The following is a 26,069-nucleotide window of genomic DNA, read 5'->3' as shown; positions in this document are numbered from 1 at the left end:
ACCCTCAGGCGCGCAAGTGCGCTGCCGAGGGTGTCGACCTCCCCCTTTCAGGGGGAGGTGGGCGGCACCGGCGCTGAGTTCCACCAGTGTCGGCAGAAATCCCGCCAGCGTCTTGCCCGCACCAGTGGGCGCGATCAGCAGTGCCGAGCGATTTTCGCGCGCTTTTGCCAGCAGCGCGAGCTGGTGCTCGCGCGGCGACCAGCCGCGGGCCGCGAACCATTTCTGGAAGCGGAGAGGCAGGAGGGATTCGGCCTCGGTCGAGGCCGCGGGCTGGGCGAGCGGCGGCACGGCATTACAGCTATGCCCTCGGGGACGCTTCGTCGAGGGGCGCGAGTCGCCCGCCAGGCCCACCGCTGTCGTCCCGGCCTTGCCGCGCCGCGGCGAAGCCTTGGCGTAGCCGGGAGCCGGGACCCATAACCACGGGCCCTTGTGGTGTGCTCCGCTACAACAGCTTGCTTGCGCTACAACAACTGCCTGGGGTTATGGGTCCCCGCTTTCGCGCGGACGACAGCGGAGATGTGGCGCCCGCCCTACCCTTCCTCTACTCCGTCACGGGCTTGTCGGAGATGTCCCAATCCTTGCCGTTGAAGGTCGAGATGTAGAGCGTCTTCATCGGCGTGTAGTCGTCGGGCGTGTAGCTGAAATTGACGCCGTCGAGGAAGTAGGGCGAGTGGAAGCCGGCCAGCGTGGTGGCGTGCTTCAGCACGTTGGCGCGGGTGAGGTCGTCGCCGCAGCGGCGCAGGATTTCGGCCATGCTTGCGACCTGGCCGTAGCCGGCGAACGCAATGGTGTTGTCAGGATCGACATTGGGCAGATATTTCTTGCGCAGCTCCTCGAAGGCGAGCACGTCCGGATCCTTCTCGAAGCGGGGAACACCGACTTCCTTGGCGTAGCGGATCGCGACGATGCCGGTGGCGTTCTCCAGCCCCGCGGCATTGAGGATCGAGCGGCCGGTCGAGCCCGCCGACAGCAGATGCAGCGGCTTCCAGCCGAGCTCGGCCACCTTGCGGATCGACTGCGACGTCGCCTTGCCCGTGGTGATGTTGTAGAAGACGTCGGCGCCGGATTTCGAGAGATTGATGAGCTGGGAATCGACGGTCGGATCGGTGAGATCATAGGTCTGCTCCATGATCACCTGCGCCTTGCCGCCGGCATCCGCCAGCACCTTCTTGAACGGCCCCAGGAAGTCGCGGCCGAAATCATCGTTCTGGTAGAGGATGCCGACTTTTGCGTTCGGCTTCACGCTGACGACGTGTTTGGCCAGGATGCGCGCTTCGGTCGGATAGAGCGGCAGGCCGGCCATGGTCCATTTGAAATTCTTCGGGTCATTCCATTTCGACGCGCCGGTGTTGAGCAGCAACTGCGGCACGCCCTTGGAATTGAGATATTTGTGCACGGCGGTCTGCGGCGCGGTGCCGAGCGAGCCGTAGAGCGCCAGCACTTCCTCCTGCTCCACCAGGCGGCGCGTCGCCTCGACGCATTTCGGCGCGCTATAGGCATCGTCCATGGTGAAGAACTTGACTTTGCGCCCGTTGATGCCGCCCTTCTCGTTCAGCATCTGGAAATAGGCCTCGCCGACGCGGCCCAGCACGCCGTAGAGCGAGCCGGGGCCGGAATGCGGCACGGTCTGGCCGAGCTTGATCTCGGTATCGCTCGCGCCAGGATCGTATTTCTTTTCGGTCGCCCAGACGTAAGGCGCCGGCAAAACGGATGCAGCGAATGCACTGATGGCGCTGGCGCAGAACTCGCGCCTTGATTGCTTCTTCATTGTTGTTGCCTCTCCCTAGACCGCAACAATGAGCAACATTCCGCTTTGGTCGGCAATACCGAACTTGTTGCTTTGCGACGCAATGCCGCTTGGAATGGTTCCGCTCAGCGGAAAAGATAGCGCCTAGACTCAAGTTTTGCTCGCGACGGCGTCCGCACTCCCTCTCCCGCTTGCGGGAGAGGGCTGGGGTGAGGGTGTCTCCACGATGGGACTTTCCGTGAGGAGAGAGCCCTCACCCGGCGCTACGCGCCGACCTCTCCCGCAAGCGGGAGAGGTGAAGTAACCTCACATCTTGCTTGCGACCACGACCAAACCTGGGACGGGCACCTTGCCTTCGTTGCGCGAGGACGCGGCCTGCAATGCCGACAACTTCAAGCCTGCGGCCTCGAGCGTGGCGCGGATGTAAGGCGCGGCGTGCGCGTAACGCAGGCCATCGCCGATCACGACGCCTTCGCCCTCATGCGTCTCGACCGTGAAGGCGATGACGCCATCGGGTGCGAGCACGCGCGCGGACTCGGCCAAGACAGGCGCGAGGTCGCAGACATAGACCATGGCGTCGGCCGCGAGGATCAGATCGGCGCTGGCGTCATCCTTGGCGCGCAGGCCGTTCAGCATGTCCCGGACTTCGAGCTCGGCATAGAGGCCCGTTGCGCGCGCCTGCTCGATCATGCGCGGGGACAGGTCGATGCCGATGAAGCGATCGACGTTTTTGGCAAAGGCCGCAGCACCAAGCCCGGTACCGCAGCCGAGATCGATCGCCCGCTTGAAGAAGGCCGGCTTCTTCGCGGCAGCGCGCGCGGACAGCACTGCCTTGAACAACAGCGACGGGCCACGATAGCCGAGATCGTGCAGCAGGGCCTCGTCGAAGCGCGGCGCGTATTGATCGAACAGCGCCTGCACATAGGCCTTCGGCATGTCAGACAGTCCTTCCGCGCCGAGCTGCATCAAATGCAGGCTGGCGCCGTGACGATCCTCCGGATCGGCATCGCGGGCGCGGCGGAAAGCCGTGATCGCCGCCTCGCGTTCGCCGCGCGCCTGGCGGATCTCGCCGAGCACAAACCAGGCGGAGACGAAGTGCGGCGCGAGTTCGATCGCCTGCTCGAGCAGGTCGGCGGCGGCGGCGAGATCACCGCGCAATTGCAGGTCGCGAGCGAATTGGTAGCGGCGGTCGGCGACGAGATCGCCGGAGGACAGGAAGAGACGTCCAGGCATCGCTTGGGGAACCAAATCCGTCATTGCCGGGCTCGACCCGGCAATCCATCAAAAGAAAGATCGAATCTTTAGAGAGATGGATGCGCGGGTCAAGCCCGCGCATGACGGCTAAAAATCGGATTAGGCGGACTTATATATTGCGGCATGCGTCCCCAGGACATCCTGATGCCCGTTGCCGCCGGTCTCTGCTGCAAGCCAGGCGGCTTCCATATCGATCCCGTCCGCTCCGTAGAGCGTGCGATCATCACCCATGGCCATTCCGACCATGCGCGGGCCGGCCATGGCGCGGTGCTGGCGACGCAGGAAACGCTCGACATGATGCGGCTGCGCTACGGCGACAATTTCGCCGGCTCGACGCAGGCGGTCCGCTATGGCGAGGAGATCAGGCTCGGCGATGTCACGGTGAAATTCCACCCCGCCGGCCATGTGCTGGGCTCGGCGCAGATCGCGGTCAGTTGCAGAGACCTCTGCATCGTCGCCTCCGGCGACTACAAGGACGCGCGGGATCCGACCTGCGCGCCGTTCGAACTCGTGCCCTGCGACGTCTTCATCACCGAGGCGACCTTCGGCCTGCCGGTGTTCCGGCACGGCGATGCGGCCGACGAGGTGAAGAAATTGTTGGCATCCGTGGCGCTGTTTCCGGAGCGCGCGCATCTGGTCGGCGCCTATTCGCTCGGCAAGGCGCAGCGCGTGATCGCGCTGCTCCGCGAGGCCGGCTATGACGCGCCGATCTATCTGCATGGCGCGATGGAAAAGATCACCCGTTATTACGAGAGCCGCGGGGTGGCGCTCGGCGAGCTGCGCCCCGTCCGCGGCATGAAGAAGGCCGAGCTTGCCGGCACCATCACGCTGGCGCCGCCGACGGCGACATCGGACATCTGGACGCGGCGCTTTCCCGATCCGGTCACCGCGTTCGCCTCGGGCTGGATGCGGGTGCGCGCCCGGGCGCGACAGCGCGGCGTCGAACTGCCATTGGTGATTTCTGACCATGCCGACTGGGATGGCTTGACCGCGACAATCGGCGCCACCGGCGCCGGCGAGGTCTGGGTGACGCACGGCCAGGAAGATGCGCTGGTGCATTGGTGCAAGAGCAAGGGGCTTGCCGCGCGGCCGCTCGATCTCGTCGGCTATGGCGACGAGGAGGAGACGGAGGTCGTGCTCGAGGGCGAGGAAGGCGGCGCATGAACCGTTTCGCCGAACTCCTGGACCGCCTCGCCTATGAGCCCGGCCGCAACAACAAGCTTAAATTACTCACGGCTTACTTGCGCGACACCGAAGATCCCGATCGCGGCTATGCGCTGGCGGCGCTCACCGGCGCGCTGTCGTTCAAGCACGCCAAACCGGGCCTGATCCGCGACCTGATCATCGAGCGCACCGATCCGGTGCTGTTCGGATTCTCCTATGATTACGTCGGCGATCTCTCCGAAACGGTGGCACTGATGTGGCCGAAGGTGGCGCTGGCCGGCCACAACAATCCGCCGCCGCCGACGTTGACCGAGGTCGTCACCACGCTGCGCACGCTCGGCAAGACCGAATTGCCGGCGCAGCTTGCACGCTGGCTCGACGAGTTAGATGAGACCGGGCGCTGGGCGCTGCTAAAGCTCGTCACCGGCGCGATGCGGATCGGGATTTCGGCGCGGCTGGCGAAGACCGCGGCCGCCGCGCTCGGCGACAAGGACCCGCACGAGATCGAATTGATGTGGCCGGGGCTGGCCCCGCCTTATCTTGATTTGTTTGCCTGGCTCGAGGCGCGCGCCGAAAAGCCCGTCAACCGCGACCCGGCGCCGTTCCGTCCGGTGATGCTGGCGCATGCGATCGAGGATGCGGACTTTGGCAATCTCGATCCGGCGGATTTCATCGCCGAATGGAAATGGGACGGCATCCGCGTGCAGGCGGTCTCAGGCCGCGACGAACACGGGCGCTTGCAGGTGCGGCTCTATTCGCGCAGCGGCGAGGACATCACCAGGAGCTTTCCGGATCTCTTGCCGTCGCTGCATCTGCCCGGCGCGATCGACGGCGAACTCTTGGTGCTGCGCGATGGACGGGTGCAGACCTTCAACGTGCTGCAGCAGCGGCTGAATCGAAAGGTGGTCTCGCCGAAACTGATGAAGGACTATCCGATCCATCTGCGCGCCTATGATTTGCTCGGCGACGACGAGAACGACCTGCGCGAACTGCCGTTCGAGGAGCGCCGCGCGCATCTGGAAAGCTTCATCAAGAAGCTCGCCGATCCGCGCATCGACCTGTCGCCGACCGTCCCCTTCACCGACTGGGCCGCGCTGACCGCGGCGCGCGCCGATCCTGCCGGCGCCGGCGCGGGACTGGATGCGGAGGCGGTCGAGGGCGTGATGCTGAAGCGGCGCGATGCGCCCTATCTGCCGGGCCGGCCGAAGGGACAATGGTGGAAGTGGAAGCGCGATCCGCACATCATCGATGCGGTCCTGATGTATGCGCAGCGCGGCCACGGCAAGCGCTCGTCCTATTATTCCGATTACACCTTCGGCGTCTGGACCAACGGAGAAAGCGGCGATGAACTGGTGCCGGTCGGCAAGGCCTATTTCGGCTTCACCGACGAGGAGCTGCTGCAGATCGACCGCTTCGTCCGCCGTAACACCACCGAGAAATTCGGACCCGTGCGCCACGTCGTGCACGAGCCGGACCAGGGTCTGGTGCTGGAGGTTGCGTTCGAGGGACTGGCGCGCTCGCCGCGGCACAAATCGGGCGTCGCGATGCGGTTTCCGCGCATCAACCGGCTGCGCTGGGACAAGCCGCCCCGCGAGGCCGACCGGCTGGAGACGCTGGAGCGGATGCTGAAGAGCGAGACGGCGAATCAGGTTCCGCCCGCATGACAGCTATTGACGGCGCCGCGCGGGTTCCCCATGTGGTCCGCCGTGCCTATAATGCGCCGGGTAATGCCCGCAAGGAGACAGCAATGCCTGACGACGTCCGTGACCTGCCGGCCGGCCAGAATGACGGTTTATACCGCTTTCTCGGCGGCTCGCCGCTGTCGGTCGCCTTCCGGCTGATCCTGCTGTCGATCCTGGTCGGCGTCGTGCTCGCCGCTGTTGGATTCGATCCCTGGAATATCATCCACAGCATCCGCATGCTGTTCCAGCGATTGTGGGACCTCGGCTTCGATACCATCAACTGGCTGTGGCGCTACTTCCTGCTCGGCGCCGTGATCGTGATTCCGGTCTGGCTGTTGTCGCGGCTGTTCGGCGCGCCGCGCGGCCGCTAGCGGGCGCAGACGATGCAACTCCGGTTTGTCGGCTGCGGTGACGCCTTCGGCTCCGGCGGCCGCGCCAACACCTGCTTCCACGTCACCGGCAACAGCGTCAATTTCCTGATCGATTGCGGCGCGTCCTCGCTGCCGGCATTGAAGCGGCTCGAGATCGTGCGCGATGAGATCGATCTGATCCTGATCACGCATTTCCACGGCGATCATTTTGCAGGCCTGCCGTTTTTCCTGCTCGATGCGCAGTTCTCGCGGCGCAGCCGTCCGCTCGTGATCGCCGGGCCGCAGGGTATCGAGACGCGGCTGCCACAGGTGATGGAGGCACTGTTCGAACATTCGTCGAAGACCAGGCAGCGCTTCGATCTCTCCGTGGTTCCGCTGGTGCCGGAACAAAGCCGCAGCTTCGGCGCAGTGACGGTGACGCCCTATCCGGTGGTGCACGGCGACTCCGGCGGGCCATTTCTGGCCTACCGGATCGAGGCCGAGGGCCGCGTCATCACCTACAGCGCCGACACCGAATGGACGGAGACGCTGATCCCGGCGGCGCAGAACGCCGATCTGTTCATCGCCGAAGCCTATACCTACGACAAGGTCGTCAAGAACCATCTCAGCCTGAAGACGCTGGAGGCGCATCTGCCCGAGATCGGCGCCAGGCGGCTGGTGCTGACTCATATGAGCGACGACATGCTCGCGCGCGCGGACGAGCTGCCCTACACCACCGCCAGCGACGGCATGGTGGTCGTGTTCTGAACATGCATGCGCCAAGCCCTTCCACCGCGGTGACGTCGAGACAGGTGTTCGCCATCGCGGGGCCCGCGATGGTCGCCAACCTGACGACGCCGCTGATCGGGATCGTCTCCACCACCGCGATCGGACGGCTGGACGATGCGGCGCTGCTCGGCGGCGTCGCGATGGCCTCGGTGCTGTTCGACTGCATGTTCTGGCTGTTCGCGTTCCTGCGTATGGGCACGGTCGCCTTCACCGCGCAGTCGCTCGGCGCCGGCGAGACGCAGGAACTCCGCGCGATCCTGGTGCGCGGCTTCATCGTCGCGGCGGTGATCGGCGCAGCGCTGATCGCGCTGCAACTGCCGCTTTCCGCGATCCTGCTCGGGGCGATGGGCGGCAGCGAGGGTGTCACGGCGGCGGCAAAAACCTATTTCCTGATCCGCATCTGGTCGGCGCCGCTCGCGCTTGCGAACTACGTCGTGCTCGGCTGGCTGATCGGCCAGGCGCGGGCGACGCTGGCGCTCTCGACGCAGATTGCAATCAACGTCGTCAACATGGCCGCAACCGTGCTGCTGGTGCTGGTGTTCGATCGCGGCATCGCCGGCGCGGCGATCGCCGCCGTGATCGCGGAAACGGCCGGGCTTGTGCTCGGAATTTTCATTGCGCGGCATCTCACCGGCGACAAGCTCGACGTCCCGCCCGGCACGCTGTTTGCGCGCGACAAGCTGATGCGGATGCTTGCGGTCAACCGCGACATCATGATCCGCACCGCGGCGCTGATCACCGCGTTCCTGTTCTTCACCGCGCAAGGCGCCCGGGCCGGCGACGTCACGCTGGCAGCGAATGCCCTGCTCAACAATTTCCTCCTGGTCAGCGCCTTCTTCCTCGACGGCCTCGCCAATGCCGCCGAGCAGCTCTGCGGTCGCGCCTATGGCGCGCGCGACCGCTACGCGTTTGCCGGCGCGGTGCGGCTGGTCGTGGTCTGGGGCTTTGCGTTCGCGCTGGCGGTGATGGTGGTGTTCTTCCTGTTCGGGCCGGCACTGATCGATATCATGACCGCCAGCACGGAGGTGCGGCAGGCCGCGCGCGCGTTCCTGCTGTTTGTGATCCTGTCGCCGCTGCTCGCCGTGTTCGCCTTCGCCTATGACGGCGTCTATATCGGCGCGACCTGGGCGCGCGACATGCGCAACCTGATGGTGCTGTCGCTCCTGATCTTCCTCGCGGCCTGGTTCCTCTTGCGTCCGCTCGGCAATGCCGGGCTGTGGACCGCGCTGCTGGTGCATTACGCCGCCCGCGGCGGACTGGAGGCGCTGCGCTATCCGGCGCTGTTCAGGGCGTCGTTCGCTACCGGACCGGCCAGTCCTCGGCCGTGATGGTGGCGGCGTCGGCGCCGACGATTTCGGACAGCGACTCGCGGCCGGTGCGCAGCAGCGTCGAGGAGAGGTCGCGCTTGATGTCGTCGACGAGGCCGAGGCCTTTGTACACCAGCGATGAATAGAGCTGGATCAGGCTGGCGCCGGCGCGAATTTTTGTCAGCGCGGCGCCGCCGGAATCGATGCCGCCGACGCCGATCAACGGAAACGCGCCCTCCGCGCGCACGTAGGTCTCGGCCACCATCCGCGTCGACAGCCGAAACAGCGGCCGCCCCGAGAGACCGCCCTGCTCCTTGGTGCGGACCTGCTCGCGCAAGGCCGAGGGCCGCGCCAGCGTGGTGTTGGCGACGATCATGCCGTCGACCCGCCGCGAGCGCGCGATGTGGACGATATCGTCGAGCTCGGCAAGGCTCAGGTCCGGCGCGATCTTCAACAGCACCGGCGAGTCGCCGGCATTCTTCCGCACCCGCTCGCGCGTATCGATGACGCGCGCCAGGAGGTCGTCGAGCGCCGCCGATTGCTGCAGATTGCGCAGGCCTGGCGTGTTCGGCGACGACACGTTGATGGTGAAGTAGCTCGCGACCGGGGCAAAGGTCTCGATCAGCTTCACATAGTCGGCGGTACGATCCGGTGAATCCTTGTTGGCGCCGACATTGACGCCGACGATGCCGGAAAGATGTGCGCGGCCGGCGAGCCGTCGCAGCACCGCGGCCGCGCCGTCATTGTTGAAGCCCATGCGGTTGATGATCGCTTCGTCCCGCTCCAGCCGAAACAGCCGCGGCCTCGGGTTTCCGGACTGCGGCAGCGGCGTCACCGAGCCGATCTCGACAAAGCCGAAGCCGAGCTTGAGCAGCGCGTCGGGCGCCTCGGCGTTCTTGTCGAAGCCCGCGGCCATGCCGACCGGATTGGGAAAATTCAATCCGAACGCGCGCACCGCGAGCTTCGGGTCATCCAGCCGCTGGCGGATCGGCGGCAGGAAGCGCAGACCCTGGATCGCCAGCCGGTGGGCGTCCTCCGGATCGAGCCAGCGCAAGAGCGGCAGCGAGACGGCATCGAAGGCGCGGATCACGGCAGTTGCTCCGGGATCACATGCGTGCCATCGGCGCGCGCCGGCAGGTCATAGACCGCGGTCACGGCGCCGAGATCGAGCTCGCCGTAGAGATGCGGGAACAATTCATCGTTACGGGAGGGCTCCCAGCGCAGGGCATCACCCAGCGCGTCGGCGTCGACCGCGATCAAAAACAGGCCGGTTTGGCCCGCAAAATGCTTGGCTACCGTTCCAGCAACCTGAGAAGCCGTGGAGAAGTGGATGAACCCGTCGCGCAGATCGTCGGCACTACCCTGGTAGACGCCGGCCCGCTCGGCCTCGCGCCAGGCCGAGGCAGGGCTGATTTTATAGATCGTGCGCACCTTTCCGGTGTCCCTTGCTTGTCGCTTGAGTCTGTTGGGGTTTTCCCGAGGCTGGCTGGGCCAGCGAGGGACCGTATCGGCGCCCGCAGCGCAACTCAAGCACCACAGCAGGGCCGATTGGGGACATTTGCGGAAAGCTGCGGGTTCCGGCAATAATTCCTAAACCCGAATGGCGGATTTCCGATGGTCAAACCGCCCAAGCATTCGCGCCTGCTCACCCACGGCCAGGTCTGGGCCGCGCTGGACCGGCTTGCCGAGCGCGCCGGAATGTCGCCGTCCGGACTTGCCCGGCGCGCCGGGCTGGACCCCACGACCTTCAACAAGTCCAAGCGCATCACCGCCGACGGCCGCGAACGGTGGCCCTCCACCGAATCGGTCGCCAAGGCGCTCGCTGCGACCAACACCTCCATCGACACGTTCGTGCAGTTGATCGGCGATGGCGGCGGACGCGGCCCTTCAGTGCCGCTGATCGGCCTTGCCGAGGCCGCAGCAAGCGATGCGTTCGACGACAACGGTTTTCCGACCGGCAAAGGCTGGGACGAAGTGGCACTGCCCGCGATCCCCGACGAGCACGCTTTCGCGCTCGAAATCTCCGGCGACACGCTGCGGCCCGTCTTCCGCGACGGCGACATCGTCCTGGTGTCGCCGGCAACCCCGATCCGCCGCGGCGACCGCGTGGTGGTGCGGACCAAGGCCGGCGAGATGCTGGTGAGCGAGTGCAAACGCCGCACCGCGAAGACGCTCGAATTGCAGTCGCTCAATCCGGCGGAGGCGGATCGCACGCTCGCCGCCGAAGACGTGGCGTGGATCGCGCGGATCGTGTGGGTGAGGCACTGAGGACTGGGGCTGATGCTGCGGCTCCGCGCACGCTTGATATGTCGAACCCGGTTTCGGGTGCTACAACTTCGTAGCTTGAATCACATCCGTAGGGGCTGCGCTAATGTTCTGGATTTGCTTCCGCTTCAGCGGAATAATACACAAGGCCGCGCCTGCCAGCGGCTTGCCCTCGTAGCAAATGACCCGAAGCCGACTTGCATGCACGTTTGCTTTCGCATCGCTATAGGGGACAAGCGAAGATCGAACGCGCAGTCCGAGCTTTCCGATTCAAACGGGAGAGGACCATGGACAGGGCATGAATCGGATCGCGCAGCTACTGCTCTTCTGCAGATCTGACGTTCAGACATACTCCTTAGCGTCCCTGAATGCTCTGTCCATTACCAGTCTTTCAGAAATGAAATTAGCCATGAATTCCTCGAGTGGAGTCTGGGAGGTGGCATCAAAAATGACGATGTTATCTCCTGCAACAACGTAAGTATAACAATCATAACCAGCAATATCGAACGGGAGTGGCGCTTCATCGGTTTTGTTCCGCATAATGACCAGCGGCTTTCCGATCGCGATCATTGCGCCGATTTCGAACAGCACATTGCTGTTTAGCGACGTGATGTCTGCCACGCCAAAGTGCGCTGAGTTGATTTGGACCAGCATCTCGCTCACGATCAGAGCGCTGCCAGCTACGCTCCGATACGTGGCTGTTCGAATGCGTTTCCTCCCGAAAACTGTTTCTATGGCGTTGCTGATGTAGTCGAACTTGTGATCGAAAGGTCTAGCAATGAAGCCTGTACGATACGGGTTCAACGTTGGTGCCAAGCCGCCACTCACGTCCCGGAATTCTTGTATTGCTTCATTCGTCTGCATCCTGATTGCCTCCGACACCCCCGACTTCCAGATCAATATTCCTGTTGGCTCTGATAGAGCCTTCATAAGGTCAATATGAAAGCTTTGCAGCACGCTCGCCACCGCAACCTCGATAGTCAATATTGCAAAATGGCCCCGATAACGAATAGGGACGGCAGCAAAAGCCCGTGTCCCATCGTATAGATTAAAATGGCGTCCTTCGACTACCTGCCCTGTGAGGCGATTTACGGCGGATGTTGCCTGTACCGGTATATCATGGAGCCAAACGGGTTTCTGTGTCTCAGCCACCCAAACTAGGAGCCCTGTGGCTTTCTCAGTCAAAGCTATGTTTTGCGTCCCTGGCACGTGCGGATCACTTCGCCGGAGGTACGGAACTAATATGTCGACGCCTCCTTGCCCAGTCTCACGCACCCAAACGTCCACTATGATGGCGCGAGCTTCCTCTTTAAGCTTGGCAAGAACACTACCGATGATCTGCTTCGCCTGTTCCTCGGATATGTTGTCCACGCTCTTTGCCAGTCTGGCGTACTCTTCCTGAAACATTGTTGATCCTCGCCGTTTGTTCCTACGAGGCAGTCATCCGTCAGCAGGCATGTTCAATTTCCTAGTTATCGTTCAAAGTGGGAGGTTCAAACATCCGGACGCACGGTGCACACGCTTTGGCTCGATCGGCGGCCGTCACCACTCAGGCGGCGATGGCACTTCTTGTCTGTTGATCCTTGCGGCTCTGTATCAAGCGTCGGAGGTGTGCGCCTCCACAACTTACTATTAATAATCGCCCCGCAAAGCGCTATGGCTTCGTCCATTTGGCCGCCCAATTCGTATTTTCCTCCGAAAGAATCGATTCGCAGTGCTGCACAAAAGTAGACCAGTTCTCAGTGGACATGCCGTCCGGATCATCCATCTTGGCGAGTTCACTCTGTAAGCGCCGCGCGGTGGCGTGGTAGGTCGTCACCAAGAAATCGTAGCGAGATGCCTCAATATGGGCGAGAATTGCCCCCGTGATGGTTGTGAGGACGGCGGTGATAGTCACGAAGTCGAACTTAACACCAAACACTTCCTTGCCGGCTATCCCAACGCCTGCAGTGATGACAGTCGCCGCGAGTGCCAACATAAATTCAGACCATCGCATTATCTTTGCTACGTGCCGGCTCGCGCCAGCTTTGTCGTGATAGTAACTGATCTGTTCACGAACCCGGCGCTTCAAGTACTCGGCTCGTGTCAAGTCTTCAAGCGGCAAGGTGCTGGGCTCGGCGGTCGCGACCTGTAAGCCGGCAAGATCGTCTACATCTTGTTCGATGCGGTCACGCTCATCGTTCAGGACAGCGTCTCGCTTCATCGGGTCTTCGTAAGGCGCGGCGCGCGCCGCGTATTTGTAAGCTTCTCGTTTAAGCGCTTCGGAAGCCGCTCGCGCGCGGATCCAATCTGTGACTTGCGTGCCGCTGAGAAGACGAGATGATAGAAAAGTCATGATCGCAAGGACAACCGCGCCAGCAATCGCGAGGTAAAGTCGAGGCCGAGGCTGATCTAGCTGGCCAGCAATTGTAGTTAGCAGTGCGCCAAGAATTGAAAGGAGAAATGTCGACCATCGAGCGAGATCGACATTCTTCTTAAGTGCTCCGGCTGTCTTCGACCACACCAATTGCCGATCTGCCGTTTCGGTCAGTGCTATCATCATTTCCTCCAGCGACTGAATAGGAGGCAAGCACCAAGTAGGACGGTTGGCTGATTCTGGTGACGACCTAGGGCTGAAGTTTCAATCCAGCATGCTCCAGTTCGCGCCTCAGATCATTTTGCCATTTGCTTTCGTCGGAATAGCGGATAGCGACGATGCCCGATATGTTAGAAGGAATTTCGACACCGGTCTGGAGGAGCACGCATACCCTGCCCCTTCCGAGTTTGGCCATGAAGTAGCCTAGCTCCATGATGACATTTTGGCGCGCTCGTGGTCGCATATCTGTATCAAAGCCGGATTTGGCTCGGCCGAGATCGTCGGCTGTGAGAAGGACGATTGCAAAGCCGACATCCCCGTAGGCCTCAAACTTTTCAAGAATTGCGCGGCCGGCATTAGGCTGATCCGCGAGAATGATAGGCTTGAGACCGCAGTTCTCAAGAAATGACTCGACGTCCGCTTTTGCTTTCTCGTCATGGCCGTGGGAGACAAACACTTTCTTGGGATCACCTGGTTCAGGAAGCTTCGGGCCGCCTTCATAGGCTGTTCCGCCAGGTCCCCATCGCCTCAAAATACTATCCGTGTATTCATAGGGATCGACCATTTAGCGCTCCACTCGTTTGTTGTGGTGAGCCAGGTCATCACAGTCCGCCACAAATCAGTTGCGGACTAATTGTTTTGCATCAGGCAAGTGCTTGAACGACGGCGAAAATCGCGCCACCGTAACATCGAGTGCTCCATCGACCAGCACGGGGATCACCCTGATATTGCGCTTTACGCCGGCTCCTCAAACGTAATCCGACGAATTGTCGAACCTCTCCGTCGTTGCGACTTGCCAATAGCTAGGTCATCACCGGCCAATGCATTTGGTAACCTGTTCATCGAGCGATTTCATGAAATCGGCTCCCGGCTCAATGATACTAATCATATCCGAGAAAGAGCCTTTCAAGTGTGAGGTGGATCACAGCTTATCCGACGGACTCAAAACGATGCGCCGAATTGAGCTTCCTGCGTTTGCATAACTTCCGTGCGTGGTCCAATGCGTGACATCGCTCGGCTCGTTTCTGGGAGAGTATTTCGGTTACTTGACGTTGTTGCATCTGACTTCCGCAAATCGCCAGGCCGGGTGCCGGGAATACGGGACATGCGTCGGCTCGTCCGGGCTTGATTGCCGTGGCGCTTCAGGACAAGCTCACGGACCAATCTCGGAGGAGAAAATGCCGCGCATTATTGTCCTCGGTGCGGGGTTTGCCGGCCTCTGGGCTGCCATTGGCGCTGCGCGCAAGCGGGATGAGATTGGGCCCGCGGCCGAGGTCGAGATTTTCGTTATCGACCGCAATCCCTATCACAACATCCGGGTTCGCAATTACGAGGTCGACCTGAGCGAGGCGGCGATCCCGCTTGCCGAACTATTGGACCCTATCGACGTCGCTCATCGGGTTGCCGAGGTGCAAGCGATCGATGCGGTCAAACAGCAAGTGAGCATCGCGACGAGCGACGGCCGGGAGGTTCTGACTTACGATCGGCTGGTGCTGGCGCTTGGCAGCGAATTGGCGCGTCCCGCGATTCCCGGCCTCGCCGCCAACAGCTTCGACGTGGATACCTATGCGGCTGCCGTCCGGCTCGATGCACACCTCGCAGCGCTTGGAGGAGAGGCGCCATCGCAAGCGCGCTCCACGGTGGTCGTGGTCGGCGCCGGTTTCACCGGCATTGAAGTCGCGACCGAGATGCCGGGCAAGCTCGACCGGGCCGGCGTGACCGGCGATCGACGCATCATTCTCGTCGACCCCAACCCCGAAGTTGGCGTCACGATCGGGGATAACGCGCGCCCCGATATCAATGCGGCGCTCTCATCGATCGGGGTCGAAACGCGGCTGGGCGTGAAAGTAACTGCGCTCGAGCCGAACGCGATCACGCTCAGTTCCGGGGAGATCATTCCGACGCAGACGGTAGTGTGGTGCGCAGGCATGCGCGCAAGTCCGCTGGCTGAAACGCTGGATGTCGAACGGGACCGATATGGTCGAGTCATCGTCGATCAATTCATGCGCCTGACCGGGGCAACGAACGTCTTTGCCGCCGGGGACGTGGCCTGCAGCTTCGTGGACGGCGTCCATGCCTCCGTGATGTCCTGCCAGTTCGCCCGACCGATGGGGCGCTTCGCAGGCCACAACGTCGTCGCCGACCTGTTCGGGCGACCGATGCTGCCGCTACATATCGATTGGTATGTGACCGTGCTCGATCTCGGCGCATGGGGCGCCCTGTACACGGAAGGATGGGATCGCCAGGTGCGCACGAGCGGGGCGGCCGCCAAACTGACCAAGCAGACCATCAATCACGTGCGGATCTATCCGCCGCGAACCGGCAATCGCGCAGATATACTCGCAGCGGCGGCACCAACGCTCCAGGCGCCCCCGGCTGTGCGGCCGTGAGCCTCGACTTCAGTCGGGTCATGGGATGATGCCGTCATTGCGAGCGAAGCGAAGCAATCCATGCCCCCACTTGCGGGAACATGGATTGCTTCGTCGCTTCGCTCCTCGCAATGACGGGTGGACGTAGTCGTGCAAATCTCACCTTACGTCGCGTAGTCCGGCTCCTTGCGGTCCAGCATGCGCTTCAGTGCATCGAAGTGTCGCTGCGCCGGGCTTGGACCCTTGTAGAGGCTGGTGCCGCCGATATCGCGCATGGTCTTTTCGACCACGGGCGCAGGCAGCTTCTTCAGCGGCTGTCCGGTCCACATCGCGTAGATCTGCACCTGCGCGGCGCGCTCGATGTAATAGAGCCGGTCATAGGCATCGGCGACGGTCTCGCCGACGGTCGAGATGCCGTGGTTGGCCATGAACAGGATCGTCTTGTCGCCGATCACCGTCGCGAGCCGTGCGCCTTCGGCGGGGTCGAGCGCGGGGCCGGTATATTCGTCATCACAGGCGATCTCGCCGGCCATGCCGACTTCGGTCTGGCCGATCTCCTTGATGCGGGGATCCTCGAGCCGGGTCAGCGCGCTGGCAAACGGCATATGAGTATGGAACACCGCCTTCGCCTGCGGCAGCGCCTTGTGGATCGGCGCGTGGATGCAATAGCAGGAGCGCTCGACCTCGCCCTCGCCGCGCTTGACCTCGGCATCGTCGATGCCGACTTCCATGAAGCAGGAAGCCGTCACCTCCGACCAATGCATGCCGAACGGTATCTGGTAGTAGCGGTCGCTGCGGCCGGGCACCACGAAAGTCAGATGATTGAAGATGCCCTCGCTGAAACCCTGGATGAACGCGAGCCGGTGCGCGGCGGCAAGATCGACGCGCGCCTGCCACTCCGCGGCGCCTTGATCGGTAAGCGTGTCCGGTGAAACCCTGAACTGCATGTTGATCCTCCCTTTGAGCGCCTGTGCTGGCGGCGTGTTATCGGCGCAGTCTAGCCCAAATTCGCGAGCAGGCCGGTTGAAATTACCGTAGGCCACTTATCCGGATTTCGCGGGGCGGTTCATTGGCGGCAGTTGGCAGCAGGTTTTCGACCGCGTAGCGCTGGGCCGCACAGTTTGAGTTGGCAATGCCGGCAATGTTGGCCCTAGAGTGAACATGGGGAGATTTGAATCGGATGACTGCTGGCACTGAAGGAAAACCGGGTCGCAAGACCATTGCTGTCGTCGGGCTCGGAAGCATCGGCGGCATCATCGCAGGCCTGTTGCGCGCGGCCGACCGGCACGATGTTGTCGCCTGCGTCCGGCGACCGCTCGATCGTCTCGTGGTCGAGCGCGCCGAAGGCACGATCGATGTTCCGCTTCGCGCCCTGACCGATCCGGACCAGGCCGCGCCCGTGGACTGGGTCTTGTTCTGCACCAAGGCGCAGGACACGGCTACAAGCGCGCCCTGGCTTGCAAGACTCTGCGGCGCCGGCACGCGGATCGCGGTGCTGCAGAACGGCATCGGACACAGGGAGCGGCTGGCGCCGCTGGCCGGGCAGGCGACCATCGTGCCTACACTCGTCTATTACAACGGCGAGCGATTGGCGCCGGACCGCGTTCGCTTCCGGCGTGCCGGCGACTATGAATTCACGGTCGCCGATGATGCCGACGGACGCGCATTCGAGGCCCTGCTTGAAGGGACCGGCATGCGGGTGCTGCGCAGCGACGATTTCGCCACGCGCGCCTGGCGCAAGCTGCTGATCAATGCAGTCGCCAATCCGATCACCGCGCTGACGTTGCAGCGGCAGGCGGTGTTCCGGCGCGAGGACGTCAAGGCGCTGTGCCTTGCCATCCTCGAAGAGACTGTAACCGTCGGGCGCGCCGATGGCGCTCGCCTGGCCCCGGACGAAGCCGAGCGAACGCTGGCGACGCTGCTGACCTATCCGCCCGACGCCGGCACTTCGATGTATTTCGACCGCCTCGCCGGCCGCCCGTTCGAAGCCGACGCGCTCACCGGCGCGATCGTCGCGTCCGGCGAACGACATGGCGTGGCAACGCCGCTCAACGGCCTCTTGCTGACGCTATTGCGCGCGACCAGCGATGGGTTGCGGGATGCTCGATGTAATGCTCGATGAAGGGGGCGAACCAGGATGAGTGAGCTAGCCAAATTGAAACTTCCGGCGTTCGATCCAAACGATGTGAGCGAGAGCAATTTCACCAGCTATCCTGAACGGTACCGCGCCGCCAACCAGACGCGCTACAACCGGCGGCTCGGGGACTTTGCCGACCTGAAGAATTTCGGCGTCAACCTGACCCGCATCATCCCGGGAGGACAGTCCTCATTTCGCCACGCCCATTCGCGCCAGGATGAATTCATCTTCGTGCTGGAAGGCGAAGTGGTGCTGGAGACCAATGACGGCGCGCAGGTGCTGCGAGCCGGCATGTGCGCCGGCTTTCCGGCCGGTACCGGCGATGCGCATCGCTTCGTCAACCGCACGGCAAGCGACGTGAAGCTGCTCGTGATCGGTGACCACACCGCAGCTGACGAGATCAGCTATCCCGACGTCGATATGCATGCGGTGCTTGGACCCGATGGCCGCTACCGCTTCACCACCAAGGGCGGTGAGCCGCTTTAGAGCGTTTTCGAGTCGTAGCCCGGATGAAGCGCAGCGCAATCCGGGGACAGCCGACGCCATCTGATGCGGGGGTCCCCGGGTTGCGCTCCGCTTCATCCGGGCTACTGCCGTCATTGCGAGGAGCGAAGCGACGAAGCAATCCATATCTCCGCAAGCGGCGCGATGGATTGCTTCGCTTCGCTCGCAATGACGATTTCTTCGCGCGTCCTGCGCGCGGCGGACTAAGCTTACGACGAGCGCGCCAATGCGCCGTCGATCATGTTGACGGCGTTCTGGACGCCGTAGACCGCGACAAAGGAGCCGAAGCGCGGGCCCTTCTCCTGGCCGAGCAGGACCTGGTAGAGCATGTTGAACCAGTCGAGCGAGACGCCGGGACGACCGTCCTTGCCCTTCTTCACGGGATCGAGGAACGGCTCGCGGCGGCCGATCTCGTAGACGACGTTCTGGATGTCCTCCGCAGTGGAGTCCGCAGGCATGTTCGACAGCGCATCGCGCAGATCCTGCAGCGCCGCGCGCTCGCTCTCGGTCGGCTCGCGGAACTGCTTGGTGGGCGCGACGAAGTCGCGGTAGTAGTTGATGGCATAACCGACCATCGCATCCAGCTTCGGATGCGTCTCGGGCGTCACGCCCGGGCGATAGCGGCCGATGAAGCCCCACAGCGTCTCGGCATTCTCCGCGTTCGACGACGACACCAGCGTGAGCAGAAGCTGGAAGGTGACGGGCATATCCACCTTCGGCGGGTGGCCGGAGTGGATGTGCCAGGCCGGATTCTGCAACTGCTGCCGGGCTTCCTGACGCGGGAAGGCATCGATGAACTGCTGGTATTCGTCGACATTGCGCGGGATCACGTCGAAGTAGAGCCGCTTCGCCGCCTTGGGCTCGCGGTACATGAACAGCGACAGCGATTCCGGCGAGGCATAGCGCAGCCATTCGTCGATGGTCAGCCCGTTGCCCTTCGACTTCGAGATCTTCTGGCCCTTCTCGTCGAGGAAGAGCTCGTAGTTGAATCCCTCCGGCGGCGTGCCGCCGAGCGCCGAGCAGATCTTGCCCGACAGCTTCACCGAATCGATCAGGTCCTTGCCGGCCATCTCATAGTCAACGCCGAGCGCATACCAGCGCATCGCCCAGTCCGGCTTCCATTGCAACTTGCAGCGGCCGCCGGTGACGGGAACGGTGACCGTCTCCTTGGTCTCGGGGTCTTCATAGGAGATCGTGCCGGCCTTGGCGTCATGCGTGGTCACGGGAACGTACAGCACGAGGCCAGTGCGCGGGCAGATGGGAAGAAACGGCGAATAGCTCGCGGCGCGCTCCTCGCGCAGCGAGGGCAGCATGATCGCCATCACCTTTTCGATCCGCTCCAGCATGCGCAGCAGCGCGGCATCGAACCGGCCCGAGGTGTAGTAGTCGGTCGAGCTGGCGAATTCATAGTCGAAGCCGAACTGGTCGAGGAAGGCGCGCAGCCGCGCATTGTTGTGCTCGCCGAAGCTCGGATGCGTGCCGAAGGGATCGGGCACCTTGGTCAGCGGCTTGCCGAGATGCTGCTCCAGCAGTTCCTTGTTCGGGACATTGTCCGGCACCTTGCGCAGGCCATCCATGTCGTCGGAGAAGGCGAGCAGGCGCGTCCTGATCTTGTCCTCGGTGAGCACGCGGAAGGCGTGACGCACCATGGTGGTGCGCGCAACCTCGCCGAAGGTGCCGATATGCGGCAGGCCGGACGGACCGTAGCCGGTCTCGAACAGCACCTCGTCCTTCGGATTCTTTTTCAGCCGCGCGACAATCGCCTTCGCCTGCTCGAATGGCCAGGCGTTGGATTGTTCGGCGAGCGCACGCAGGTCGCTCGGGCTTGCGGCTGGGTCAATCACGGACATCAGGGTCTCCAAAGGCCGCGGAAACTAGCGGCCTCCGCGGCAAAATGCAAAAGGACGGTGAGACACAGTCATTCCGGGGCGATGCGACAGCATCGAACCCGGAATCTCGAGATTCCGGGTCTGGTCCTTCGGACCATCCCGGAATGACGGAGTACGAAAACTCCTAGAACGGGCTGACGGAAAAATAGCGCAGCCACAGGTCGGTGTAGCGGCCTTTTTCCCAGAGCCGGAACAGCGCCCAGTTCAACGCCTGCCGGAGCAGGTCGTTGCCCTTGCGCACGGCAATACCGATACCCTCGCCGAAGAAGCGGCTCTCGACGAAGGGGCCGCCCGAGAAGGCGCAGCATTCGGCGGAGTCGGTGCCGTTGATCCAGAACGCCAGCGAGATCGCATCGCCGAAGATGAAATCGACCTCGCCGCGGCGAAGCGCCTGGCGCAGCGCGTCGTCGTTGGGATAGGCGTGGAGCTCGGCGTCGGTGAACATCGCCTTCAGATAGGCTTCATGCGAGGTGCCGCCGATGACGCCAACCTTCTTGCCTTCCAGATATTCCGGTCGCACCTCGGGCATCACCGCGTTGCGCCGCGACACGAAGCGGGCCGGCGCGCGATAATAAGGATCGGAGAAATCGACCCTTTGGCGCAATTGCGGCGTCACCGCCATCGAGGCGATGATGGCGTCGCCGCGATTGGTGGCGAGCGCGTCCACCAGCGTCTCGAAGCGGCGCATCTGGATGGTGCAGGTGACCTTGATCTCGTCGCAGATCGCCCGCGCCAGGTCGACGTTGAAGCCGGCCGGATTGCCGTCGGGGCCAGTGAAGTTGAACGGCGGGTAATCGGTCTCGGTCAGGAAACGGATCACCGTGATGCGCGACAGGTCCGGCCGCTCCGGCCGCCGCCGCGGGTCCCAGAAACCGGGCACGGCCTGCGGGGCCGCCTCGACAGGTGGTTTCGGCGACTGCGGGGTTTGGGGTTGCGGGGTTTGCGCATTCGCCTCGCCGCTGCCGACCACCAGCACTGCTGCCACCAGCCATCCGGCAATGATGCCGATAGCGCGGGAGATGTCGAGCGTGGCGGTCTGATCTGGCATTTGGCGGGCAATGTTGCGGACTTGGACGGCCTTATAGACCATCCGGGGCACGATGCGAGGGGCCTGCTGAATGTTCAGAGATAGCGCTTCAGGTCAGCCGCGGCCTCTTCCGGGCTGCGTTTCAGGTTGAACGGCGAGACGAACTTGCCGTCGCGGTCCATCAGATAGATCAGCGCGGTGTGGTCCATGGTGTAGTCGCCGTCCTTGAGCGGGACCTTCTTGGCATAGACGCGGTAGGCCGAGAGCACCTTGGCGATGGCATCAGGGTTGCCGGTGAGGCCCTTCAAATGCGGGTCGAAGCTGGAGAGATAGTCCTTCATGGCCGCCGTGGTGTCGCGCTCCGGATCGACCGAGACGAAATAGGCGTTCACGCGATCGGCGTCCTTGCCCATCGCCCGCAGCACTTCGGAGATCTCGAACAGCGAGGTCGGGCAGACGTCGGGGCAATGGGTGAAACCGAAGAAGATCAGGGTCGGCTTGCCCTGCAGACTCTTGTCGGTGACGGTCTGGCCTGCCTGGTCGGTGAGCTGGAACGGGCCGCCAATCGCCGACGGCGCGCTCATGCTGCGCAGGCCGCCCATGGTCCACAACAGCAGCAAGAGCCCCACCGCCAGGCTGCCGGCGAAGGCGGCCACGATCACGAGCGGGCGGGTGGTCCGATCCATGAAAAAATTCCTCTTATTGGATCAGAAGCAAGCCGAGACCCCGGCCGCGATGGTCTCGAAGAACACCGCCGTGCCGTAGTGGAACCAGAGCGCGCCCGCGCCGAGCACCACGAGCACGCCCGAGCCCGCGGCGCCCCAGATGATGGCAGACGCCACCCTGCCCTGTGCCGAAGCGGGCGCGGTCATTCCATGCGAGGCGGAAACCGGTTGAACCATGTCCTTGAAATAAGCCCGGTTCCGGCAGCCGGCAAGCGCAATGCTGCGGCGCTCCGTCACATCATGCGGAAGGGAAGACAAGTGGCGCGAGCAGGGCTTCATCCTTCGAGACGGCCGCTTCGCGGCCCCTCAGGATGAGGTCTGGCTCCGCCCTTCATGGTAAGGAGCGCAGCCAGGCCGCGCGTCTCGAACCATGTGCCGCATGCACCCTTGTCGGCGGGCCCCTTCAGCGCGGGCGGTTTGCGGAGGCCTGGGCGTCGAGATAGCAGGGCCTGAACATGGCCTGCAGGGCCTTGCCGCGCAGGAAGATCATCCGCGGCGTGAGACCACCGCGCGAGGCGATCCAGCGGCGGATCGGGGCCGGATACATCGAATACAGCATCTGGGTGGCTTCGGGATTGGTCACGGCGCGGCCGTTGGCGCCGAAATCCCACGCGGCGTGGAAACCGAGATTGGCATGCGAGGTAACGCAGATCCGATCATGCGGAACCGCGCCGAGGACGATGGTGCAGGCTGACGCGCAGAGCCCGTCGATGATGACGGTTTCGCCGGAACTGCGAAGGCCTTGATATCTGTCGACGTAAGTGCCGATCCTGCCGCCGCGGTCGTCGGCGATCCGCACCACCGCATGCGAAGCCCCCATGCCCGCCAGCAGGAGAACCGCCGCGAGCAACCCCGTCATCAACTTCATGGCCTGCCCCAGTCGAATATCGAATCTGTTGGTTTCAGTGATGCAAGACTTTGGCCAGCGTGTTGTGGCGACGAATTTTTGTCCAGCCGTCGCGGGTCAGTCAAAACAAATTCAAATCGAGTGTTGCGCGCACGCTGCACTTTACCGACGGAAGGTCCCGAACTGGAACAACCTTACGGTGTCCTTCGTGGGACACTTGCCACAAGCAAGCCCCATTTGCCGTTGACCGCGCGCGAACGCACAGGTCTCATCCGGCGGGAACCGGGGGAGGAGCGAAATGGCTGAGGACGCGGATGTCATCGTGGTCGGCGCGGGCCTGGCCGGGCTTGTTGCCGCAACGGAGATTGCCGATGCCGGCAAACGCGTCATCGTGGTCGAGCAGGAAGGCGAGCAATCGCTCGGCGGCCAGGCGTTCTGGTCGTTCGGCGGATTGTTCCTGGTCGATTCGCCGGAGCAGCGGCGGCTCGGGATCAAGGATAGTCACGATCTCGCGCTGCAGGACTGGATCGGAACGGCGGGCTTCGATCGCGATGAGGACCATTGGCCGCGGCGCTGGGCGGAAGCTTACGTCGCGTTCGCCGCGGGCGAGAAACGCGACTGGCTGCGCGCGATGGGCCATCGGCTGTTTCCGATCGTCGGCTGGGCCGAGCGCGGCGGCTATGATGCGATGGGCCATGGCAATTCGGTGCCGCGCTTTCACGTCACCTGGGGCACCGGACCCGGCATCGTCGAACCGTTCGCGCGCCGCGCGCGCGAAGCCGAGAAGAACGGCAGGCTGATCTTCAAATTCCGCCATCGCGTCGATGCGCTGCAGATGACGAACGGCGCCGCCAGCGGCGTCACCGGCGCGATCCTCGAGCCTACGAGCATGGAGCGCGGCAAAAGCTCGTCGCGCAACATCGTCGGCGAGTTTTCACTTCGCGCACCGGCCGTGATCGTGGCTTCCGGCGGCATCGGCGGCAATCACGACCTGGTGCGGCAGAACTGGCCGAAGCGGCTGGGCGAGCCGCCGAAGCAGATGATCTCCGGCGTGCCCGAACATGTCGACGGCCGCATGATCGGCATCACCGAGCAGGTCGGCGCGCGGCTGATCAACCGCGACCGGATGTGGCATTACGTCGAGGGCATCCGGAACTGGTCACCGATCTGGCCGAAGCACGGCATCCGTATCCTGCCCGGCCCGTCATCGATGTGGTTCGACGCGACCGGCACGCGATTGCCGGCGCCGCTCTTTCCCGGCTCCGATACCCTCGGGCAACTGCACTACATCATGAGCACCGGCTATGATTATTCCTGGTTCATCCTGACCCAGAGCATCATCAAGAAGGAGTTCGCGCTCTCGGGCTCCGAACAGAACCCCGACCTCACCGGCAAGAGCTGGCGCATGACGATCAAGCGCGCCACCAACAAGGGCGCGCCGGCGCCGGTGGAGGCGTTCAAGAAGAACGGCGTCGACTTCATCGTGCGCGACAGGCTCGAGGACCTGGTCGCCGCCATGAACCAGCTCGCCGGCGACAATCTGTTGAAGCACGATTACATCCGGATGCAGATCGAGGCGCGCGACCGCGAGATCGCCAATCCTTATGTGAAGGACGCGCAGGTGATGAACCTGCACAATGCGCGCAAATATATCGGCGACCGCCTGATCCGCACCGCCGCGCCGCATCGCATCCTCGATCCCGCGCATGGACCGCTGATCGCGGTGAAGCTCAACATCCTCACCCGCAAGACGCTCGGCGGATTCGAGACCGATCTCGATTCGCGCGTGTTCGGCCATGACGGCCAGATCATCAGGGGACTCTATGCCGTCGGCGAAGCCGCAGGGTTCGGCGGCGGCGGCATGCATGGCTATCGCTCGCTGGAGGGCACCTTCCTCGGCGGCTGCCTGTTCTCGGGCAGGAATGCGGGACGCGCGGCGGCGAAGGCGGCGGGATAAATCGCGACTCGCCACGGCTTGACCGCTGCGGTAGGTAGTCCCCGCCAATCAACGGGAGAACAATATGACCATTCAGCGTTTTGAAACCGGGCCGCGGATGAGCCAGGTCGTCGTGCATGGCGACACGGTTTACCTGGCCGGCATCGTCGCCAACAAGACGGCCGGTGAAAGCGTGACGAAACAGACCGAGGAGATCCTCTCGATCATCGATGGCCATCTGGCAAAGGCCGGCACCGACAAATCAAAGCTGCTGACGACGACGATCTACATCACCGACATGAAGACGTTCGCCGAGATGAACGCGGTGTGGGACCGCTGGGTCTCGCCGGGCAACACGCCGGCGCGCGCCACCGTCGAGGCCAAGCTAGCGGCGCCGCAATACAATGTCGAGATCATGGTGACTGCGGCGAAGTAGGCGCATTCTGCGAGATGGCGATGTCGGCCGTTGCACGCGGCCGCATCGCGCACTTCTTCGAGCCTGAGAGCAACTTCCGTCGTTGAGACAGCTCATGCGGCTTCGACGCTGGTCTCGAAGAACGCCTTGAGCCCGACGAAACTGACGTCGGGCCTGACGATGACATGGACCGGAATATCGCGCAGGTAGGTTTCGAACCGCCCCTTGCTGGTAAAGCAGGCGCCAAAACTCGATCCTGCCAGATGATCGACGAAACGAGGCACGATGCCACCGGCGATGTAGACGCCGCCGCGGGCGCCGAAAGTCAGCGCCAGATTGCCGCAGACCATGCCGAGCATCGCGCAGAACATGTCGAGCGCCGCGCGGCTGGTCTTGCAACTGCCATCAAGCGCGGACTGCGTGATCGAGGCCGCGTCGCGCTCGGGCGCGCCGGCCCCGTCGATGGCATTCAAGGCATCATAGAGATTCGTCAGGCCTGACCCGGATAGCGCCCGTTCAATCGAGACGTGACCGAAGCGTCGGCGCAGGTGATCGATCACCTGCTCTTCCCGTTCCGAGGTCGCTGGCAGGGTGGCATGGCCGGCTTCGGTGACGATCGCCACCGGCGGGTTGCTCGACGGAACCAGGCAGGATGCACCAAAACCGGTCCCCGGACCGACCACGAGCATGGGAGCGCCGGCGATCGGCGTTTGGCTACCGAGCGACACCAGATCGGACGCCCCGAGTGCCGGCAGCGACCAGGCCAGCGCCTCGAAATCATTGAGGAGATGCACGGCCGAAAAAGCGAACTGCTGGCGCAGATTGGCGGCATCGAACATCCACGGGCTGTTGGTCAGTACGACGCGGTTGTTCTCGATCGGGCCGGCGATGCCGAAGATCGCCGCCGTGGCGGCGCCACTGGTTGCATGACGGGCGAGGAAGGCCGTTATGGCGTCCGCCGACGTCGGGTAGTCGGCGACCTTGACGTGTTCGATGGGGCCGATCTCACCATCCCTGAGAAGCGCAAAACGCGCGTTGGTGCCGCCGATATCGGCGAGCAATGCTTGATTGATCCCGGTCATTGCCT

26 protein-coding genes are annotated in these 26,069 nt (G+C 63.3%); 11 read left to right on the top strand and 15 right to left on the bottom strand.

The genetic code is table 11. The features are described 5' to 3' along the window. The 3 genes from I6F35_RS28035 to I6F35_RS28025 all read right to left on the bottom strand — a co-directional run. On the bottom strand, window positions 1-288 hold a 288-nt coding region (locus I6F35_RS28035), incomplete at its 3' end, for a hypothetical protein (RefSeq protein ID WP_225120896.1). A 253-nt stretch (window positions 289-541) separates the two neighbouring features. Continuing rightward, on the bottom strand, window positions 542-1,768 hold the full coding sequence (locus I6F35_RS28030; RefSeq protein WP_225120895.1) for an ABC transporter substrate-binding protein: 1,227 nt from the start codon (window positions 1,766-1,768) through the stop codon (window positions 542-544). Window positions 1,769-2,053: 285 nt separating this feature from the next. Next, the gene (locus I6F35_RS28025; protein ID WP_225120894.1) at window positions 2,054-2,980 is read right to left on the bottom strand and encodes a methyltransferase domain-containing protein; all 927 of its coding nucleotides are present in this window, start codon (window positions 2,978-2,980) and stop codon (window positions 2,054-2,056) included. 144 nt (window positions 2,981-3,124) lie between these two features. On the opposite strand from I6F35_RS28025, the gene I6F35_RS28020 reads away from it, so the two are divergent. The 5 genes from I6F35_RS28020 (at window position 3,125) to I6F35_RS28000 (ending at window position 8,314) form a co-directional block, all read left to right on the top strand. Next, on the top strand, window positions 3,125-4,165 hold the full coding sequence (locus I6F35_RS28020) for a ligase-associated DNA damage response exonuclease (protein ID WP_225120893.1): 1,041 nt from the start codon (window positions 3,125-3,127) through the stop codon (window positions 4,163-4,165). Next, the gene (locus I6F35_RS28015) at window positions 4,162-5,829 is read left to right on the top strand and encodes an ATP-dependent DNA ligase (RefSeq protein WP_225120892.1); all 1,668 of its coding nucleotides are present in this window, start codon (window positions 4,162-4,164) and stop codon (window positions 5,827-5,829) included. The genes I6F35_RS28020 and I6F35_RS28015 overlap by 4 nt, the downstream gene beginning before the upstream one ends. Before the next feature lie 83 nt (window positions 5,830-5,912). Further along, entirely contained in the window at window positions 5,913-6,218 is a 306-nt protein-coding gene (locus I6F35_RS28010) for a DUF6460 domain-containing protein (protein WP_225120891.1), read from the top strand. Window positions 6,219-6,230: 12 nt separating this feature from the next. Beyond that, the gene (locus I6F35_RS28005) at window positions 6,231-6,965 is read left to right on the top strand and encodes an MBL fold metallo-hydrolase (RefSeq protein WP_225120890.1); all 735 of its coding nucleotides are present in this window, start codon (window positions 6,231-6,233) and stop codon (window positions 6,963-6,965) included. A gap of 2 nt (window positions 6,966-6,967) precedes the next feature. After that, entirely contained in the window at window positions 6,968-8,314 is a 1,347-nt protein-coding gene (locus I6F35_RS28000) for an MATE family efflux transporter (protein ID WP_225120889.1), read from the top strand. On the opposite strand, the gene I6F35_RS27995 is transcribed toward I6F35_RS28000, so the two are convergent. Beyond that, window positions 8,286-9,383 carry a quinone-dependent dihydroorotate dehydrogenase gene (locus I6F35_RS27995; protein ID WP_225120888.1) on the bottom strand — a complete coding sequence of 366 codons (1,098 nt, stop codon included), beginning with the start codon at window positions 9,381-9,383 and terminating at the stop codon, window positions 8,286-8,288. The genes I6F35_RS28000 and I6F35_RS27995 overlap by 29 nt on opposite strands. Continuing rightward, entirely contained in the window at window positions 9,380-9,724 is a 345-nt protein-coding gene (locus I6F35_RS27990; protein ID WP_225120887.1) for a DUF952 domain-containing protein, read from the bottom strand. The genes I6F35_RS27995 and I6F35_RS27990 overlap by 4 nt, the downstream gene beginning before the upstream one ends. Before the next feature lie 183 nt (window positions 9,725-9,907). Between I6F35_RS27990 and I6F35_RS27985 the strand changes: the two genes are divergently transcribed. After that, window positions 9,908-10,561, top strand: coding sequence for a helix-turn-helix transcriptional regulator (locus I6F35_RS27985; protein ID WP_225120886.1), 654 nt, complete (start codon window positions 9,908-9,910; stop codon window positions 10,559-10,561). 339 nt (window positions 10,562-10,900) lie between these two features. Here the strand turns inward: I6F35_RS27985 and I6F35_RS27980 are convergent, their stop codons facing one another. The 3 genes from I6F35_RS27980 to I6F35_RS27970 form a co-directional block, all read right to left on the bottom strand. Further along, window positions 10,901-11,965 carry a hypothetical protein gene (locus tag I6F35_RS27980; RefSeq protein ID WP_225120885.1) on the bottom strand — a complete coding sequence of 355 codons (1,065 nt, stop codon included), beginning with the start codon at window positions 11,963-11,965 and terminating at the stop codon, window positions 10,901-10,903. 247 nt (window positions 11,966-12,212) lie between these two features. Next, complete coding sequence (locus I6F35_RS27975) at window positions 12,213-13,097, bottom strand: DUF4231 domain-containing protein (protein WP_225120884.1); 885 nt, start codon at window positions 13,095-13,097, stop codon at window positions 12,213-12,215. A 67-nt stretch (window positions 13,098-13,164) separates the two neighbouring features. Then, window positions 13,165-13,698, bottom strand: coding sequence for a nucleotide-binding protein (locus tag I6F35_RS27970; protein WP_225120883.1), 534 nt, complete (start codon window positions 13,696-13,698; stop codon window positions 13,165-13,167). A 613-nt stretch (window positions 13,699-14,311) separates the two neighbouring features. Here I6F35_RS27970 and I6F35_RS27965 point away from each other — a divergent pair. Continuing rightward, the gene (locus I6F35_RS27965) at window positions 14,312-15,523 is read left to right on the top strand and encodes an NAD(P)/FAD-dependent oxidoreductase (protein WP_225120900.1); all 1,212 of its coding nucleotides are present in this window, start codon (window positions 14,312-14,314) and stop codon (window positions 15,521-15,523) included. Window positions 15,524-15,666: 143 nt separating this feature from the next. Here I6F35_RS27965 and I6F35_RS27960 read toward each other — a convergent pair whose 3' ends face one another. Further along, window positions 15,667-16,449 (bottom strand): class II aldolase/adducin family protein, encoded by a 783-nt coding sequence (locus I6F35_RS27960; protein WP_225120882.1) that lies wholly within the window; start codon window positions 16,447-16,449, stop codon window positions 15,667-15,669. A 233-nt stretch (window positions 16,450-16,682) separates the two neighbouring features. Between I6F35_RS27960 and I6F35_RS27955 the strand changes: the two genes are divergently transcribed. Next, on the top strand, window positions 16,683-17,624 hold the full coding sequence (locus I6F35_RS27955) for a 2-dehydropantoate 2-reductase (protein WP_225120881.1): 942 nt from the start codon (window positions 16,683-16,685) through the stop codon (window positions 17,622-17,624). Between the two features lie 15 nt (window positions 17,625-17,639). Continuing rightward, on the top strand, window positions 17,640-18,125 hold the full coding sequence (locus I6F35_RS27950) for a cupin domain-containing protein (RefSeq protein WP_225120880.1): 486 nt from the start codon (window positions 17,640-17,642) through the stop codon (window positions 18,123-18,125). Window positions 18,126-18,352: 227 nt separating this feature from the next. Here the strand turns inward: I6F35_RS27950 and I6F35_RS27945 are convergent, their stop codons facing one another. The 5 genes from I6F35_RS27945 to I6F35_RS27925 form a co-directional block, all read right to left on the bottom strand. Next, window positions 18,353-19,993: a lysine--tRNA ligase gene (locus I6F35_RS27945; RefSeq protein ID WP_225120879.1), complete on the bottom strand. Its 1,641-nt coding sequence runs from the start codon at window positions 19,991-19,993 to the stop codon at window positions 18,353-18,355. A gap of 163 nt (window positions 19,994-20,156) precedes the next feature. Further along, a complete protein-coding gene (locus I6F35_RS27940) occupies window positions 20,157-21,080 on the bottom strand; it encodes a transporter substrate-binding domain-containing protein (RefSeq protein WP_225120878.1) in 924 nt (307 codons plus the stop codon). 74 nt (window positions 21,081-21,154) lie between these two features. Continuing rightward, window positions 21,155-21,745: an SCO family protein gene (locus I6F35_RS27935; RefSeq protein ID WP_225120877.1), complete on the bottom strand. Its 591-nt coding sequence runs from the start codon at window positions 21,743-21,745 to the stop codon at window positions 21,155-21,157. A 21-nt stretch (window positions 21,746-21,766) separates the two neighbouring features. Then, window positions 21,767-21,901 carry a hypothetical protein gene (locus I6F35_RS27930; RefSeq protein WP_346283202.1) on the bottom strand — a complete coding sequence of 45 codons (135 nt, stop codon included), beginning with the start codon at window positions 21,899-21,901 and terminating at the stop codon, window positions 21,767-21,769. A gap of 286 nt (window positions 21,902-22,187) precedes the next feature. Further along, entirely contained in the window at window positions 22,188-22,652 is a 465-nt protein-coding gene (locus tag I6F35_RS27925; protein ID WP_225120875.1) for a hypothetical protein, read from the bottom strand. 277 nt (window positions 22,653-22,929) lie between these two features. On the opposite strand from I6F35_RS27925, the gene I6F35_RS27920 reads away from it, so the two are divergent. Then, window positions 22,930-24,588 (top strand): FAD-binding dehydrogenase, encoded by a 1,659-nt coding sequence (locus I6F35_RS27920; protein ID WP_225120874.1) that lies wholly within the window; start codon window positions 22,930-22,932, stop codon window positions 24,586-24,588. Between the two features lie 64 nt (window positions 24,589-24,652). Next, entirely contained in the window at window positions 24,653-25,003 is a 351-nt protein-coding gene (locus tag I6F35_RS27915; RefSeq protein ID WP_225120873.1) for a RidA family protein, read from the top strand. A 92-nt stretch (window positions 25,004-25,095) separates the two neighbouring features. On the opposite strand, the gene glk is transcribed toward I6F35_RS27915, so the two are convergent. Further along, window positions 25,096-26,064: a glucokinase gene (gene glk, locus I6F35_RS27910; protein WP_225120872.1), complete on the bottom strand. Its 969-nt coding sequence runs from the start codon at window positions 26,062-26,064 to the stop codon at window positions 25,096-25,098. Window positions 26,065-26,069 lie beyond the last annotated feature (5 nt).

Origin of the sequence: Bradyrhizobium sp. BRP22 (genome assembly GCF_020194175.1) — a bacterium.
In the GTDB taxonomy this organism is placed as follows: Bacteria; Pseudomonadota; Alphaproteobacteria; order Rhizobiales; family Xanthobacteraceae; genus Bradyrhizobium.
The sequence above is the reverse complement of the archived record's forward strand: the minus strand, read 5'-3'. Positions and strand labels throughout refer to the sequence as shown.

Excerpts from the sequence above, each read along its gene's own strand:
- I6F35_RS28030 (WP_225120895.1), bottom strand. The coding sequence starts at position 1,768 with ATGAAGAAGCAATCAAGGCGCGAGTTCTGCGCCAGCGCCATCAGTGCA.
- I6F35_RS28025 (WP_225120894.1), bottom strand. The coding sequence starts at position 2,980 with ATGCCTGGACGTCTCTTCCTGTCCTCCGGCGATCTCGTCGCCGACCGC.
- I6F35_RS28020 (WP_225120893.1), top strand. The coding sequence starts at position 3,125 with ATGCGTCCCCAGGACATCCTGATGCCCGTTGCCGCCGGTCTCTGCTGC.
- I6F35_RS28015 (WP_225120892.1), top strand. The coding sequence starts at position 4,162 with ATGAACCGTTTCGCCGAACTCCTGGACCGCCTCGCCTATGAGCCCGGC.
- I6F35_RS28010 (WP_225120891.1), top strand. The coding sequence starts at position 5,913 with ATGCCTGACGACGTCCGTGACCTGCCGGCCGGCCAGAATGACGGTTTA.
- I6F35_RS28005 (WP_225120890.1), top strand. The coding sequence starts at position 6,231 with ATGCAACTCCGGTTTGTCGGCTGCGGTGACGCCTTCGGCTCCGGCGGC.
- I6F35_RS28000 (WP_225120889.1), top strand. The coding sequence starts at position 6,968 with ATGCATGCGCCAAGCCCTTCCACCGCGGTGACGTCGAGACAGGTGTTC.
- I6F35_RS27985 (WP_225120886.1), top strand. The coding sequence starts at position 9,908 with ATGGTCAAACCGCCCAAGCATTCGCGCCTGCTCACCCACGGCCAGGTC.
- I6F35_RS27980 (WP_225120885.1), bottom strand. The coding sequence starts at position 11,965 with ATGTTTCAGGAAGAGTACGCCAGACTGGCAAAGAGCGTGGACAACATA.
- I6F35_RS27975 (WP_225120884.1), bottom strand. The coding sequence starts at position 13,097 with ATGATAGCACTGACCGAAACGGCAGATCGGCAATTGGTGTGGTCGAAG.
- I6F35_RS27970 (WP_225120883.1), bottom strand. The coding sequence starts at position 13,698 with ATGGTCGATCCCTATGAATACACGGATAGTATTTTGAGGCGATGGGGA.
- I6F35_RS27965 (WP_225120900.1), top strand. The coding sequence starts at position 14,312 with ATGCCGCGCATTATTGTCCTCGGTGCGGGGTTTGCCGGCCTCTGGGCT.
- I6F35_RS27960 (WP_225120882.1), bottom strand. The coding sequence starts at position 16,449 with ATGCAGTTCAGGGTTTCACCGGACACGCTTACCGATCAAGGCGCCGCG.
- I6F35_RS27955 (WP_225120881.1), top strand. The coding sequence starts at position 16,683 with ATGACTGCTGGCACTGAAGGAAAACCGGGTCGCAAGACCATTGCTGTC.
- I6F35_RS27950 (WP_225120880.1), top strand. The coding sequence starts at position 17,640 with ATGAGTGAGCTAGCCAAATTGAAACTTCCGGCGTTCGATCCAAACGAT.
- I6F35_RS27945 (WP_225120879.1), bottom strand. The coding sequence starts at position 19,993 with ATGTCCGTGATTGACCCAGCCGCAAGCCCGAGCGACCTGCGTGCGCTC.
- I6F35_RS27940 (WP_225120878.1), bottom strand. The coding sequence starts at position 21,080 with ATGCCAGATCAGACCGCCACGCTCGACATCTCCCGCGCTATCGGCATC.
- I6F35_RS27935 (WP_225120877.1), bottom strand. The coding sequence starts at position 21,745 with ATGGATCGGACCACCCGCCCGCTCGTGATCGTGGCCGCCTTCGCCGGC.
- I6F35_RS27925 (WP_225120875.1), bottom strand. The coding sequence starts at position 22,652 with ATGAAGTTGATGACGGGGTTGCTCGCGGCGGTTCTCCTGCTGGCGGGC.
- I6F35_RS27920 (WP_225120874.1), top strand. The coding sequence starts at position 22,930 with ATGGCTGAGGACGCGGATGTCATCGTGGTCGGCGCGGGCCTGGCCGGG.
- I6F35_RS27915 (WP_225120873.1), top strand. The coding sequence starts at position 24,653 with ATGACCATTCAGCGTTTTGAAACCGGGCCGCGGATGAGCCAGGTCGTC.
- glk (WP_225120872.1), bottom strand. The coding sequence starts at position 26,064 with ATGACCGGGATCAATCAAGCATTGCTCGCCGATATCGGCGGCACCAAC.